12 protein-coding genes and 1 tRNA gene are annotated in these 14,235 nt (G+C 69.8%); 10 read left to right on the plus strand and 3 right to left on the minus strand.

All coding sequences use genetic code 11. The features are described 5' to 3' along the window. Both ABME02_RS06255 and ABME02_RS06260 read left to right on the plus strand, forming a co-directional pair. The coding region (locus ABME02_RS06255) for an IS256 family transposase (protein ID WP_353814413.1) at window positions 1-583 on the plus strand (583 nt) is incomplete at its 5' end. A gap of 444 nt (window positions 584-1,027) precedes the next feature. After that, on the plus strand, window positions 1,028-1,528 hold the full coding sequence (locus ABME02_RS06260) for a hypothetical protein (RefSeq protein ID WP_353814414.1): 501 nt from the start codon (window positions 1,028-1,030) through the stop codon (window positions 1,526-1,528). A gap of 308 nt (window positions 1,529-1,836) precedes the next feature. On the opposite strand, the gene ABME02_RS06265 is transcribed toward ABME02_RS06260, so the two are convergent. Then, window positions 1,837-1,910: transfer RNA gene (locus ABME02_RS06265), tRNA-Gly, on the minus strand. 97 nt (window positions 1,911-2,007) lie between these two features. After that, window positions 2,008-3,399, minus strand: coding sequence for a Coenzyme F420 hydrogenase/dehydrogenase, beta subunit C-terminal domain (locus tag ABME02_RS06270; protein ID WP_353814415.1), 1,392 nt, complete (start codon window positions 3,397-3,399; stop codon window positions 2,008-2,010). A 42-nt stretch (window positions 3,400-3,441) separates the two neighbouring features. Between ABME02_RS06270 and ABME02_RS06275 the strand changes: the two genes are divergently transcribed. From ABME02_RS06275 to ABME02_RS06295, 5 genes are all read left to right on the plus strand, one after another. Continuing rightward, the gene (locus tag ABME02_RS06275) at window positions 3,442-4,593 is read left to right on the plus strand and encodes a polysaccharide pyruvyl transferase family protein (RefSeq protein WP_353814416.1); all 1,152 of its coding nucleotides are present in this window, start codon (window positions 3,442-3,444) and stop codon (window positions 4,591-4,593) included. 20 nt (window positions 4,594-4,613) lie between these two features. Continuing rightward, entirely contained in the window at window positions 4,614-5,219 is a 606-nt protein-coding gene (gene dcd, locus ABME02_RS06280) for a dCTP deaminase (protein WP_353814417.1), read from the plus strand. A gap of 5 nt (window positions 5,220-5,224) precedes the next feature. Further along, a complete protein-coding gene (locus ABME02_RS06285; protein ID WP_353814419.1) occupies window positions 5,225-6,430 on the plus strand; it encodes a hypothetical protein in 1,206 nt (401 codons plus the stop codon). Beyond that, window positions 6,427-7,494 carry a glycosyltransferase gene (locus tag ABME02_RS06290; protein WP_353814420.1) on the plus strand — a complete coding sequence of 356 codons (1,068 nt, stop codon included), beginning with the start codon at window positions 6,427-6,429 and terminating at the stop codon, window positions 7,492-7,494. Before ABME02_RS06285 ends, ABME02_RS06290 begins: the two co-directional genes overlap by 4 nt. Before the next feature lie 115 nt (window positions 7,495-7,609). Next, window positions 7,610-9,418 carry an ABC transporter ATP-binding protein gene (locus ABME02_RS06295; protein WP_353814421.1) on the plus strand — a complete coding sequence of 603 codons (1,809 nt, stop codon included), beginning with the start codon at window positions 7,610-7,612 and terminating at the stop codon, window positions 9,416-9,418. Here ABME02_RS06295 and ABME02_RS06300 read toward each other — a convergent pair whose 3' ends face one another. After that, window positions 9,419-10,294 (minus strand): hypothetical protein, encoded by an 876-nt coding sequence (locus tag ABME02_RS06300; protein ID WP_353814422.1) that lies wholly within the window; start codon window positions 10,292-10,294, stop codon window positions 9,419-9,421. It abuts the gene before it with no gap. Between the two features lie 128 nt (window positions 10,295-10,422). Between ABME02_RS06300 and ABME02_RS06305 the strand changes: the two genes are divergently transcribed. The 3 genes from ABME02_RS06305 (at window position 10,423) to ABME02_RS06315 (ending at window position 14,219) form a co-directional block, all read left to right on the plus strand. Continuing rightward, window positions 10,423-11,958, plus strand: coding sequence for a hypothetical protein (locus ABME02_RS06305; RefSeq protein ID WP_353814423.1), 1,536 nt, complete (start codon window positions 10,423-10,425; stop codon window positions 11,956-11,958). A gap of 135 nt (window positions 11,959-12,093) precedes the next feature. Further along, complete coding sequence (locus ABME02_RS06310) at window positions 12,094-13,059, plus strand: glycosyltransferase family 2 protein (protein WP_353814424.1); 966 nt, start codon at window positions 12,094-12,096, stop codon at window positions 13,057-13,059. Between the two features lie 65 nt (window positions 13,060-13,124). Then, complete coding sequence (locus ABME02_RS06315) at window positions 13,125-14,219, plus strand: polysaccharide pyruvyl transferase family protein (RefSeq protein WP_353814425.1); 1,095 nt, start codon at window positions 13,125-13,127, stop codon at window positions 14,217-14,219. The last annotated feature ends 16 nt before the right edge of the window (window positions 14,220-14,235 follow it).

Consider the following 14,235-nt stretch of genomic DNA (forward strand, 5'->3'; position numbering starts at 1 on the left):
GATGAACATGCTCACCGAGCTGCGCAACCGCGGCATCCAGGACGTGATTATCGTCTGCTGCGACGGCCTGAAAGGACTGCCGGAATCGATCCGGGCGACTTGGCCGCAGGCGGCGGTGCAGACCTGCGTGGTGCACCTGGTCCGCAACAGTCTGCGGTTCGCGTCGAAGAAGCACTGGAAGCGGCTCGCGGCCGAGATCAAGGAGATCTACCACGCCCCCTCGATCGCGGCGGCCGCGGCCCGGTTCGACGAGTTCGCCGAGGAGTGGACCGGGCAGTACCCGGCGATGGTCGAGATGTGGCGGCGGTCCTGGGGCGAGTTCACCCCGTTCCTGGAGTTCCCGCTCGAGCTGCGCCGGATCGTGTACACGACCAACGCGATCGAGTCACTCAACGCCAGGTTCCGGCAAGCCGTGCGCCGGCGCGGGCACTTCCCGAACGAGCAGGCCGCGCTCAAAGTGCTCTACCTCGCCGCCCGACAACGACAGCACAACCGTGCGAACCCGACTGGCGAAACCGCCGGCTGGAAGGGCATCCTGAACGTGCTGGCCATGACCTACGGCGACCGCCTAGGACTCAACTAAACAACCGAGCCGATGACCACTTACACAAAAACGCGGACAGACCCCGATGTTCGGCTGCGTAGCCTGCGGAATTGTTTCGGCTGGAATCTCGGTCGGTGTAGGGCTGTACAAGATGAGTCAGGGGGACGTTTCTGGAGCGATTGACGTCGCCTCCGCGGCGACCCTTGGTGTCGGAAAGCTGCTTTCGCGATCACTGAAGGTTCAGCGCACGGCGATCGCTCAGATCCCGAAGGGAGCGCGCGATGGGACGGCGTCGATCTCCAAGCGGATGCGACAACATGCCGCGCAGGCGGCGAGGACGTATCAGAGAGAGGTCGTGCGACCCTGGCAGGGCGTGACACGCCTGTACGGCACAGTCGCCACGATGACTTCCATGCATGGCTACTATCAGCGTCACACAGAGTGGCGGCGACACCTGCGATGAAAGACGAAACGCGACCGATCGTGACTGTGCTCACCCGAGATTTCGGCCTTGGACTCGCGATAGGAGTCGGGCTGCTGTTGCTCATGCCCGGCGGCTGGGATGCGAAATTGTTTGCCTTCGTGGTGACTCTCGCACTCGCTGGCATCGCGACGCTTGTCGAGCTCCGCAAACGGCCGGCGACTCGACGTCCGAGTCTCGACGAAACGCTGCGCAGAGGTCTAGCGGCGTTCCCGACCAAGAGTCGTCTCGGGCGGAGCGGTGTCGTGCTGGGCGCGTTCGCGTCCGGTGACCATGCGGGTCAACACTTTGTGCTCGGACTGTCGGGAGATGGACTGACCTGGTGGGGCGCGAAGGCCGCGCCACGTTCGGAAACAATCGTGTGGCAGGAGGGGATTCCGCATCAGGACCTTCGCGAGTTGTTTGGCAGCTGGGACGCCAGGTTTCTCGATGATGGGACTTATGCCGCCGACGTACTCGGTACCTACTTTCCGGAGCTGCTCGAAGTCGACAGGGGCAACTGATTCGGGTCGCGTACGGAGACTCGGACCACGCGCGCTTCAAGTTTGCGTCTATAACGCCGAACGGTTCGGGGTGCCCTCGACTCCACCGATGCTGGACCCCACGATCACACATCTCTGGGCTCGGCCGAGCAAGCTGCTGCGGCTTCATTTCTCAGCGGAAGAGGCGCTGCCGCAGAGTTGAGCCGGGTCCGCTAACAAGAACAAGTTGAATCATTAACCGTGAGTAAACCGTGACGCGACGAAAAGAAATCGAATCGATCAACGTCGATCTAGTGCCAGAAACAGGACCTGATCAGGTGATTTTCTCTTGGAGCCGATGACGGGAATCGAACCCGCGCTGTCTGCTTGGGAAGCAGAAGTTCTACCATTGAACTACATCGGCATGCTGCATCCGCGGCGACGATGGCACCGGGTGCGACGCAGTCAGCATAGCAAGCGCGACCACCCCCATCCGCACCCGTCGAGGCACGGGGCTGGGGCTATCGCCGAAGCATCCGTCGTGCTCGATGCACGACCGGCCTCGCGACGTGGCGAGCCAGCGCCTTCGCCCCCTGCGACCACGCGTCGAGCAGACGATAGCGACGGATGGCGCGCCGCATCGGCTCCGCGTAGCGCTCGTAGTCTCCCGCCTTGCGGGCGTCCGCGAACGCGATGAGCGAGAGCCGCGAGATGCGGCGCCGCTGCCGCAGCACGGCGGCCCGCCGCCGCGAGACCGCCGTGCGGTCGGGTTCGACGCGCTTCACGGGCACGCTGAGCCCGGCGGCCAGGTCGTCGGCAAGCCGGAGCGACAGTCCGGCCCGCCGGTGACGGAAGCCGCCGGCCTGCGACCGCGCGGCATCCTCCGTGGACAGCGGTTCGAGCTCCACGCGGCCGCGCTCCGCGGCGGACCGCAGCAGTCGCCGCACGCGCTCGTCGCGGATGACCACCGCGTTGGTGCCCCGCCAGTCGGCGGCGTACTTGTGCAGCCAGGCGTCGGCGAAGGCGACATCCGCGCCCTCGGCGAAGACGTCGTCGCAGAAGTTGCAGGCCTCGGGCTGGAACGCGCCGAAGCCCCAGCCGCCGTCGATCGTGTCGGCAGAGCGCCGCACGTGGTGCTCGCCGTCGGTGCTCACCGCGTCGTAGTCGTAGTCCCAGGCATAGCGATCCGAGTTCTTGACCCGGAAGTCGATCCGATCGAGCGCGGTCGGCGGCACGCCCGCCTGCCACGCGAGCGATTCGGCGAAGAACGTCGACTTCAGGTGGCCGCAGACGAGGCCGACGTAGACCCCGAACTGCGCGCCGAGGTCGGGGAGCTCGTCCGCCAGCAGGCGGAGGGCCTTGATGAAGCAGGGCACGCCGACCACCGCGTAGGTCCGGCCGTCGCCCCGGATGCCGGCGACGACGTCGGCGAGCGTGGTCGCCGAGTACATGGACTTCCGGTTCTGCTCGATCTCCCCCGGCGAGGTCGAGACGGTGTACGAGAACCGCGAGTCGCCGGGCGAACGCCCGACGTGCAGCACGCCGTCGACGAGCCCGGCGTGCAGCAGCTCCTCGAGCAGCAGCGAGGTCAGGCCGCCCGAACTGCTGCCCACGATCTCCTGCTCCGAGGTCCGGCGTCCGGCGACGATCTCGAGGTGGGCGCCGAGACGGTCGTCCTTCGGCAGGTCGGGGAATCGCTCGCTGGCGAGGACGTCCTCGTTCTTCGCGTCGTCGGAGAACGGGCACACCCGGCTGGCGGTGCGCACTGCGGCCTGGTCGACTCCGTCGAGGCGGGCCTCGTAGACGCCGCGGCGTCCGATGGTGACCGGGATCGCACCGGACGTCCGAACCGAGCAGGCGCCGCACCCGATGCACATGCCTCGTTCGACCACCTGTTCGATGCCGTGCGTCATGCGGCCCCCCGCCTCGGCCGGCGGCGCTGCTACCGTCGTCCCGTGTCTCGCAGGGTACTGATCAAGACGCTGCCCCTCCACACCAATTACGGCGGCATCGTGCAGGCGTACGCACTGCAGCGCGCCATCCGCGACCTCGGCCATCGGGCGTTCGTCGACACCGCTGATCCCGTTCCGCTTCGGCGGCGGGCGCTGCACCGGATGTGGGCGGTGCGACGGGCGGTGCGGATGCTCCTTCCCGCGCGCCTCGACTGGAACTGGCGCGCAGGGCGCGAGGTGCTGGCGCCGCAGCAGCGCTTCGTCCGCAGGCACCTCTCGACGCCATCCGCAGTCAAGCGAGCTGACACGCCCCGGGGTCGCGCCCGCCTCGCCCGCCGGTTCGACACGTTCGTCGTCGGCAGCGACCAGGTCTGGCGCGCGGCGTACGCCGAGATCCCCGAGGAGTTCCTCGAGGTGATCGAGGAGTTCCGCGGCGAGCGGCCGCGCCGCATCTCGTACGCGGCGTCCTTCGGCCGCGACGACATCGACGAGTACAGCGAGCGCGAACGTGCGCGGGCGACCGAGCTGATCCGTCGGTTCGACGCGGTCTCGGTGCGCGAGGAGTCGGGCATCCGCATCTGCGCCGAGGAGTTCGGCGTCGAGGCCGAACGGCACCTCGATCCGACGATGCTGCTCACGCCGGCGCACTATCGCGGGCTCGTCGCCCGTTCCGGCACCGCGGCCGCTCCCGCCGTGGGGCGGACCCTCGTCTACCGGCTCGATGCGACCGACGACATGCTCCGCGCCGAGCGCTCCATCGCCGAGCGGGTCGGCGCGCCGACGATGGAGCTCCTGCCGACGGCGTCGCCGCGTTCGTACGGCGAGTACGCGGCCGATCGTGCCCGATTCGACCGGCCGTCGGTCGAGGCCTGGCTGGCGAGCATCGCCTCCGCCGACTTCGTCGTGACCGACTCGTACCACGGCTGCGTCTTCTCGATCCTGTTCAACCGGCCGTTCCTGGTGCACGCCAACGCGCGGCGGGGAGCGACGAGGTTCGACTCGCTGCTCGGCGTCTTCGGTCTGGAGCACCATCGCGCAGGAGCATCCGCCGACGGCATCGACGAACGGGTCTTCGCTCCCGACTGGGAGCGGGTCAACCGGGTGCTCGATGCTGAGCGCGCCCGCGCGACGGCCTACCTCTCCGCGAACCTCTGACGCGTCGGTACGCTGAGGGCATGCTGCTCTCGGATCGCGACATCAGGGCCGAACTCGACCGTGAGCGCATCCGGCTCGACCCGTACGACCCGGCCATGATCCAGCCGTCGTCGATCGACGTGCGCCTCGACCGGTACTTCCGGCTGTTCGACAACCACAAGTACCCCTTCATCGACCCGGCGGAAGACCAGCCCGAGCTGACCCACCTGATCGACGTGCGCCCCGACGAGGCCTTCGTGCTGCACCCCGGCGAGTTCGTGCTGGCGTCGACGTTCGAGGCGGTGACCCTGCCCGACGACGTCGCCGCGCGCCTCGAGGGCAAGAGCTCGCTCGGCCGCCTCGGCCTCCTGACGCACTCGACGGCGGGATTCATCGACCCCGGTTTCACGGGGCACGTCACGCTCGAGCTCAGCAACGTCGCGACGCTCCCGATCAAGCTGTGGCCGGGCATGAAGATCGGCCAGCTCTGCTTCTTCCGCCTCTCCTCGCCGAGCGAGCGCCCGTACGGCTCGGCCGCGTACTCTTCGCGATACCAAGGCCAGCGCGGCCCGACGGCGTCGCGCTCGTTCCAGAACTTCAGTCGGGCGGATGTCGGCGTGACCGACGCCGGTTCCGCCGGGAGCTAGGCCGGATGCCCATCGTCATCGGGACGCCGGTCGTCGAGACCGCCGCGGGCCGCGTCACCTACGAGGTCGAACTCGGCGGCGTGGACGGCGTGGAGCGACTCTGGTTCTCGATGCCCGAGTCGGCCGCCGGGTTCGTGAACCCCAGGGCGGATGCCGCGGTGCTGGCGGTGCTCATGCCGGCGATGCGGCTCGGACGGGACCTCGTGGTCGAGGGACCGGTCACCGACGAGCTCGCGTGGAACCTCGCGCACGACGTCCCGGTCGTGCTGCGCGGCGTCCGGCCGGAGCTCTCGAGGATCGATGTCGACGTGCGCGACGCGGTCCCGCCGCTGCCGCCCGGCGAGGCGGTCGCGACGGGGTACTCGGGGGGCGTGGATTCGTATGCGACGCTGGCGCGATACCACTTCGCGCCCGAGGTGCCGCCGTCGGTGCGCGTGACGCACCTGCTGTTCAACAACGTCGGATCCCACGGGCGCGGGGAGGGCGGCAGGGAGCTCGGGCGCCGTCGGCTCGAGCCGATCCGAGCGGGCGCCGCATCCATGGGACTGCCGCTGCTCGACATCGACTCGAACGTCGACGAGCTCTACTCCGCTCCGGGGCTCGGCTTCCAGCAGACGCACTCGATGCGCAACGCCGCCGTCGCCCACCTGCTCTCGGGTGGGGTCCGCCATTTCCTGTACGCCTCGTCGGTGCCCTATACGGATGTCGCGAGCACGCCGACGTTCGACATCTCGTTCGCCGACCCGATCCTGCTCCCGTTCCTCTCGCACCGGTCGCTCACCCTGCAGCCGTCGGTCACCGACCTGGACCGCTCGCAGAAGACCGAGCTCGTCTCGCACGTGCCGCATTCCTACGACCGTCTCGACGTCTGCATCGAGTCGGTCGACGGCACGAACTGCTCGAGGTGTTGGAAGTGCCGGCGCACGATGCTCACGCTCGACCTGTTTGGCGCGCTCGATCGCTACCGCGGCGTCTTCGACGTTCCGTCCGACCCCGGCTGGCGAGCCGACTACATCCGCCTGGCGCTCGAGCGGCAGGACCTGCCGAGCACGCGCAGCGTCGTCGGGCTGTACGACGAGCGGGTCGGCATCCCGCGGTCGTGGCGCGCGGCGGCCCGCACCCGCGTCGCCGTCGGCTCGGCGACGTCGGCGCTCCGGCGTGCCGGTGGGCGCGCCGCCCGCGCGGTCCGGGCTCGGGGTCGCGGCGCATGATCGACCTCGTCCTCGCGCACGACTACCTCGTTCAGGTGGGCGGCGCCGAGCGCGTCGTCGCCGAGTGGGCGGCGGGATTCGACGCGCGTCGCGTGGTCACGCTCGCGTATCGCGCCAGGTCGACGTTCGACGCGTTCGCCGAGATCGACGTGCAGGCGTCCATCCCCGCGGCGATGTCGGGTCAGGTCGAGCGGATGCTTCCGGCGCTGCCGGCCATCGCCGCCCGGACGACGGTCTCCGGGGGCGACGTCGCGCTCGCCTCGTCGAGCGGCTGGGCCCACCGGTTCCGGTACGAGATGCCGCACATCGTCTACGTGCACAGCCCGGCGCGCTGGCTCTACGCGGCCGACGACTACCGCCTGCGCCTCAGCGCATTCCGGCGCGCGGGGCTCGCGATCAGCACTCCGATCCTCCGCCGCGGCGATGCCGAGGCGATGGCGCGCGCGACCGCGATCGTCGCGAACTCGGAGGTGACCCGCGAGCGCATCCGAGCCGCGTACGGGATGGAGTCGACGGTCGTGCATCCGCCGGTCGAGCCCGTCTCGGCGGATGCGGCCGCACCGAACCGCGACCTGCCCGCCGAGTTCGCCGTGGTCGTGGCGCGTGACCGCGGGTACAAGAACGTGCGCCTCGCTGTCGATGCCGCCCGGGAGGCCGGGCTCGCCCTCGTCGCCGTGGGCGCCGGATCCGAGACGCTCCACGCGCCCGAATCGGGTGTGCACGGGCTCGGGCGCATCAGCGACGACGAGCTGTGCTGGGTCTATCGCCACGCGACGGTCGTCCTCGGCGCGGGTCGCGAGGACTTCGGCCTCACCGTGCTCGAAGCCGCCCTCGAGGGGACGCCCGCCGCCACGATCGCGGCCGGCGGCTACCTCGAGACGGTCGAGCCCGGCGTGAGCGGCGCGCACGCGGCATCCGCCACGGCCCCCGACCTCGCCGAGGCGATCCGGACGGCGCGCGGGATGGACCCCGCCGCCGTTCGGGAATGGGGGCGCGCGTTCCGCCGCGACGCGCACGTGGCGCGCCTCTCGGCCCTGATCGACGCCACGCTCGAGCGCACGTGACCGACTCCGTCGTGACCGAGTACCCGGTCCGTCCGGTTCTCGGCCGCGCAGGGGTCGCAGATAGGATTCGGAGGGCCCGCCCGCCCGAGATCGGGGGCGAGGTGCGGAGGAGACCATGGCACGAATCGCGCGTGAGCGGAGCCTGACGGCGCAGCTGCGCCTGATGCTCGACATGGCCGGAGCCGACCCGAAGCGGTGGGTGTTCGGTACGGTCGGGGCGTCGCTCGTGCTCGCCGCGCTCGACACGCTCGGCGTCGCCGCGATGGTCCCGCTCACCCAGCTCTTCTCGGGCGAGACGGACAACTGGTTCACCCAGACGGTCGCCGACGCGATCGGAACCACCGAGATCTCCGCGCTGATCCCGGTCATCGCGGGGATCATCACGCTCGTCTTCATCGTCAAGAGCATCGGCGCCATCGCCTTCCGCTGGTGGCTGCTCGGCCGCACGACGAAGATCTCCGCCCTCTCAGCGGCCGAGCTCGCACGACGCTACGCGCTGGCTCCCTACGCGGATCACCGGTCGCGCCGGACCAGCGAGATCTACCGCAACATCAACGACGCGACGGCCCAGGCGTCGGCCGTGCTGCTCAACGTCGTCAGCCTCGTCGCCGATATCGTGGTGCTGGCCGGCATCGTGGTCGTTCTGCTGCTGACGTCGGTCACGGTCACCCTCTTCGCCGTCGCGCTGTTCGGGGTGCTGGTCTTCGGCGTCCAGATGCTCCTCAGGCGGCGCCAATACCGCCTCGGCGAGGAGGTCGCCGCCGCCGGCCTCGAGGCGTGGCAGTTCCTGCTTCCGGGGCTCGACGGTTTCCGTGAGGCACGCCTCACTTCGAGCGCGAATACGTTCATCGACGGCTTCCGAGCGGCGCGGATGCGGCGCGCGAGGGCGGCTCGGATCATGGGGATCCTCGCCGACGCGCCCCGTTACCTCCTGGAGATCGGATTCGTGGTCGCGATCCTCGGCATCTCGGTCATCTCATTCACCACGGGCACGCCTGCCGAAGCGCTGACGGTCCTCGGCGTGTTCGCCGCGGCCTCCCTTCGTGCGCTCCCCGGTCTCAACCGCATCGGCGCCGGCCTCGCGACCATCCGGACCGGCCGTGCAGGTCTCGATATCATCTCGACGGCGGTCGACGAACTCGCCGCAGGCGGGCTGCACGACGAGCGCCCGCGCAGCACCGACCGGTTCGCCGGCGACATCGTCCTGCGCGACCTCGGCTTCCACTACCCCGACTCCGACGAGTACGTGCTGCAGGGCATCTCGCTGAACATCCGCGAGAACCGCACGACGGCGTTCGTCGGATCGAGCGGCGCCGGCAAGAGCACGCTCCTCGACGTCGTGCTCGGGCTCCTCCAGCCCACCGAAGGAGAGGTGCTCGTCGGCGGGCGCTCGATCGCGGCCGACCCCGCGAGCTGGTACGCCGAGCTCGGCGTCGTCCCGCAGGACGTGTTCCTCCTGAACGCGACACTGACCACGAACATCGCGTTCGGGGTCCCCGCCGACGACATCGACCTCGAACGGGTGCGCGAGATGATCCGGATGGCGCAGCTCGACGGCCTCGTCGCCGATCTGCCCGACGGGCTCGACACGGTCGTGGGTGAGCGAGGCGTCCGCCTGTCGGGCGGCCAACGCCAGCGCATCGGACTCGCACGAGCCCTCTACCGTCGCCCGCGCGTCCTGGTGCTCGACGAGGCGACCTCGGCACTCGACAACGTCACCGAGCACGAGATCGCCAGGACGCTCGGCGCGTTGCAGGGTTCGTTGACGATCCTGATCGTGGCCCACCGGCTCTCGACCGTGCGGCACGCCGACACGCTGGTGTTCCTCAAGGGCGGGCACGTCGACGCCGAGGGCACCTTCGACGAGGTGCGCGCGACCAATAAGGACTTCGCACGCCTCGTCGAACTCGGCGAGCTCGACTGATCAGGCGCGACGCGAGGCGCCGCCGCGCCGCGCGCCGGTGACGATCGAGTTGAGGCGCGGCATCCGCTCGAGCGCGCGACGGCCCGGCAGGACCGAACGGAGCAGCCCGGCCGGCGTGAGTCGCGTGGCGGGCACCCCGAACTCGGAGGCCACGGCGCGGCCGATCGGGCGCCCGAACCCGCCGAGCGAGACGCCCGAGTGGTTCTCACCCGTGCCGACGCGGTAGAGCGCGGCCGGGAACCCGACCGGGCTGAGCGGATGGCCCTCAGCCGCGAGATCGTCGCTCAGGTGTCGGTGCGATCCGATCCGGCGGAAGAGGCGCTCGCCGAACGCCTGGCGGAGTTCGTCCTGGCTCGCGTCCACGCTGAGTCCGTCCGGAACCCCGTACAGGTCGCGCCGGACGACGAAGGCGGTGCCGCAGTGGCGGTGGAAGTCCGGCTGCCTGCGGATCGCGCGCCGCTCGCTCGACCAGCGCCAGCCCTCGACGACGCGCCACCCGTCGGCCTCGGGCTCGCCGGCCGAGAGCCCGGCGAGGCGCTTCGACACGGCGTCGTCGGCGTCGAACAGCATGACGTGGTCGGGGCCCTCGACCGACGCCGCGATGAGGCCGACGGCGAGCTTCGTGCCCTTGTCGAGCAGGACCGCCTCCCGACCCGTCTGCGGGCCGCGTCGCTCGCTCGGCGGGGCGAAGTCCACCTCCACCCAGTTCACCCCGTCAGGCAGGTTCGCCGGCCGGCGGTTGCCGACGACCCAGACGCTGAAGTCGGGGCTCTCCTGGCGGCGCACCGAGCGCAGCGAATCCGCGAGCAGCGTCTCCACCTCGCCGTAGTCGGCGCTGTTGCGGGGATGCCGCAGCGAGGTGATGAATGCCAGCACGGTGCCAACGTACCGGAGAGGATGCGCCCGACGTCCCCCACGTGCGGGCCTCCCGAACGTGCCGAACCGGTCGATCCGACGCGGTACGCTGGCGCGACATCTGTCGGGTCGTGCACCGGAGGGCGCCAGTGATCGCACAGTCGTGGACCGCGGTGCTTCTCGGCGTCGCCGTCGTCGGATCGGGTGCCGGGATCGGCGCGGTGGTCGCACGCCGGCTCGCGCTGCCGACGGCGACACGGGTCGCGATGATCGGGGCCGGAGGGCTCGCCGTCGTCGGCCTGGTCACGCTCGTCGTCGGGCACGTAGGGCTGCTCGGGCCATGGCTGCCGTACGGCCTCGCCGTCATCGGCGTCGTCGTGGGCCTGGCGGCGCGAGTCGAGCTGGTCGCCACGATGGCGAGCGCGTGGCGCGCCATCCTCCGGCAGTTCCGGCGCTATCCGATCCCGCTGGCCGCGGTCGCCCTCTGCCTCGTGATCGCATTCGTGACGTGCTTCGCGCCGCCATCGCGGCGCGACGAGATCGAGTACCACTGGCCGGCGCCACTGGACTGGGCGGCGCAGGGCGTCTGGACGGACAGTCCGTACCGTCACGTCGATGGCTTCCCGTTCATGGAGATCGTCTACACCTCGGCCGCCACCCAGGGCTCGTACGTGGCAGCTCACCTGTTGCACTTCGGCGCGTTTCTGACCCTGGGCTTCGCGGTCGCCGGGGTCGCCGCCAGCATGGGCGTGCGCGGCACTGGGGTGACCGCCGCGGCGGCTCTCGCGATGCCCGTCGTGTGGGACTCGGCCTACGCGGCGTACAACGACACGCCGGTCGCGACCTTCGCCATGCTCGCGGTCGCGGTCGTGCTCGCCGCGCCGCGCCGCTCGCTCAGCGCCGTACTCGTCGCCGGGCTGCTCATCGCCGTCGCCACGAGCATCAAGCCGACCGGTATCGTGTCGGTCGGTGTGGTCGGGCTCATCATCCTGATGCGATTCGCGTTCGGCGCGACGACCCGTGTGTCGTCCCCGACGCACGTGGGCGCCGCGGACACCGCCGGGAGTTCGGTGGACCCGGTGCGCGCGCCCGGCTCGACCCCCGCCGGAGAGCCGCGGCCGCCGCTGGGGAGATTGGCCGCTCAGCTCGGCGTACTCGTGGCACCCGGCCTGCTCGCGCTGGCGTTCTGGAGCATCCGCCAGTTCGTGATCACCGGCGACCTGATCGATCCGCGATACGTCGGCGAACGCGACCCGGAGGCCGCGGCACGCCTGCCCGATGCGATGCAGCAGCTGATCGCGCCGCTGCTGCCGTTCGTGGGCGGCATCATCGGCTCCGCCGAGCCGTGGGGAGGGCGGACGTCGCTCGTGGTGCAGCTCTTCCTGATCCCCGCGCTCATCTACGTGTTCGTGCGTCGTGGCTCGGTCCTGCGGCGGACGATGCTCATGCTCGTACCGGCCTGGGCGCACTGGATCGTCCTGGGCCTGGTCAACGTGCGCACACGCTTCCACGTCCTCTCGTGGGCCATGATGGTGGTCGCCGTGCGCATCGCGGTCGAGGACTTCGCCGACCGGCACCCCCGGGCCCGAATCTGGCTCGAGATCGCATGGACGCTGTGCATCCTGCTCGGCCTCGCGGATGTCTCGTTCGAGATGATCCGGCACCTGCAGGGCATCTGGGCATGATGCCGAACCAGCCGACGCCCTCGACCAGATTCGCCGATCGCCCCGGGTGAGCGTGGGACGCACCCGTCATCGGTGCCGCGGTGCGCGCCCGGTCGGGGATACTTGACGCACTGATCGCCGTCATGAGGAGAGACGATGACATCACGCACCCTCTCGGTGTGCATCGTGACCTACGAGCGGGCGGCGTTCCTGCAGCGGTGCCTGGATTCACTTGCGGCCGCGCCGGAGTCGGTCGGAGAGATCGTGGTGGTGGATGCATCCCGCGTCGCCGCCTCGCCGGTGTCGACGGGAGTCCCGCTGCACTACGTGCATGCGCCCGAATTGGCAGGTCACATGACCCGCTCGAGGAACAGGGGGCTGCTGTCCGTCCGTGGTGAGGTCATCGCGTTCCTCGATGACGACGTCACGGTACGAGCCGGGTGGGGACCCGCGCTGCTCCGCGGCTTCGCGGCCAGCCGAGCGGATGCCGCGGTGGGAAGGACCTGCAACGGTCTTCCCGGAGAAGAGGAATATCCCCGGGAGATCGGCCGGATACTCCCCGATGGATCACTGACGGCCGGCTTCGCCGCCCTGCGCAGCGAAGCCTGCGAGGTCGACCACGGCATCGGGGCGAACATGGCCTTCACGCGGGAGGTGCTCTGCGAGTTGGGCGGATTCCGCGACGACTACCCGGGGACCGCCCTTCGAGAAGACACGGACATCTTCCTCCGCGTGAAGCAGATCGGCGGTCGGTCGGTCTTCCTGCCCGACGCGATCGTGGACCACCGCCCTGCCCCTCACGTCAAGGGCGCCCGCTTCGACACCCGATACAAGCTCTACGGCAGACGCAACCACTTCGTCCTCCTGGCGCGGTTCGAGGGGTGGCGCGGCCGCCGTCTCCGCCGCTGGGTCGGCGCGGAGTTCGCCGGCATCGGACACGTGACCGGTCTCCGGCGACGTGTGGAACGCCTCGCGGTCGTGGCCGTCGGGTTGGCGTTCGGAGCCGGGGCGGCGCTTCGCCAGGCGCGATGGAATCCGACTCCCGCGCGTCGTTCCGGCCGGGCCGCCGATCAGCTGCGCCGGGCGCTCTCGGACCCGAACCGGAGCGCCGTATCCCGGTGACCCGCTGGTAAATTCGGTCGCGGTCACGAAGGTTCTGCCCTGCGTGCCCCGAGGGAGGCAGCTTCATGGCGCAGGCCACAGCGGAACGGGCGTTCGGCCTGCTGTCGTATCGCACGGCGAACATCGGCGACGAGATCCAGAGCGTGGCGGCTCGCCAGTTCCTCCCGCGAGTCGACCACTACCTCGATCGCGACGCGTTGCCTGAGGAACTGGCGAAGGTGCCCGGGGCCGTCGACGCGATCCTGAACGGCTGGTGGATGTGGGGTACCGCCTGGCCGCCTCCGCCGAATCTCACCCCCCTGCTTGTCTCGATGTACTTCGAAGTGTCGGATGTTGCCGTGCGGGAGCGCGTCGAGTCAGCCGAGAGCCGCGAGTTCTTCGCGACCTTCGGTCCGGTCGGCGCCCGCGACGTCTCGACGCATGAGTATCTGCAGTCGATCGGTGTGGACTCCTACTTCTCGGGATGCATGACCCTGACGCTTCAGCGTGATCCGTCGGTGCCCCGCCACGACTTCGTACTCGCGGTCGACCTTGGACCCGACCAGTTGCGTGAACTGAGGCGGCAGACGACGCGCCCGGTCCTCGAGCTCTCGGTTGCGCACGATCCTGACATGACCGTCGACCGGAGATTCGCCCTGGCGGAGCTCTTCCTGTACTTCTACCAGTCCGCCAGTTCCGTCGTCACATCCCGCCTCCACTCGGTCCTTCCATCGCTGGCGCTGGGTACGCCGGCACTGCTCGTGACCAACGGCGGGACGTATCAGCACCACCGTTTCCGAGGCCTCGAAGAGCTGGTTCACTCCGTCGTCGCCGAGGACTTCGGCGATGCGCTGGCCTGGTTCTCACCCGATGATGCCGTGGCGAACCCGGAGAAGCACCTGAAGCTTCGGCGCGACCTGATCGAGCGCTGCCTCACGTTCTCAGGACAGGACGACGTGCGAGCACCTCTGGTGTCCGCCCGGTTGCCCGGGCTCTCCGATCCCACGGTGCTGCTGGACCTGCTTTCGGATCAGCTGTCGAAGGCGCATGACGGATATGTCTACCGCGTCGGCCAGGAGGCACACCCGTGGACTGTGCTCGGCCGAACGGCGAGGCGCGTCGTGCCCGACAGGATCCTTCACCGAGCGGCGGCGGCGTTCCGCCGTACCGGGTGGAGCTGAGCTCCGGTGCGATACT

Source organism: Agromyces zhanjiangensis (assembly GCF_040496055.1).
Classification (GTDB): Bacteria; Actinomycetota; Actinomycetes; order Actinomycetales; family Microbacteriaceae; genus Agromyces; species Agromyces zhanjiangensis.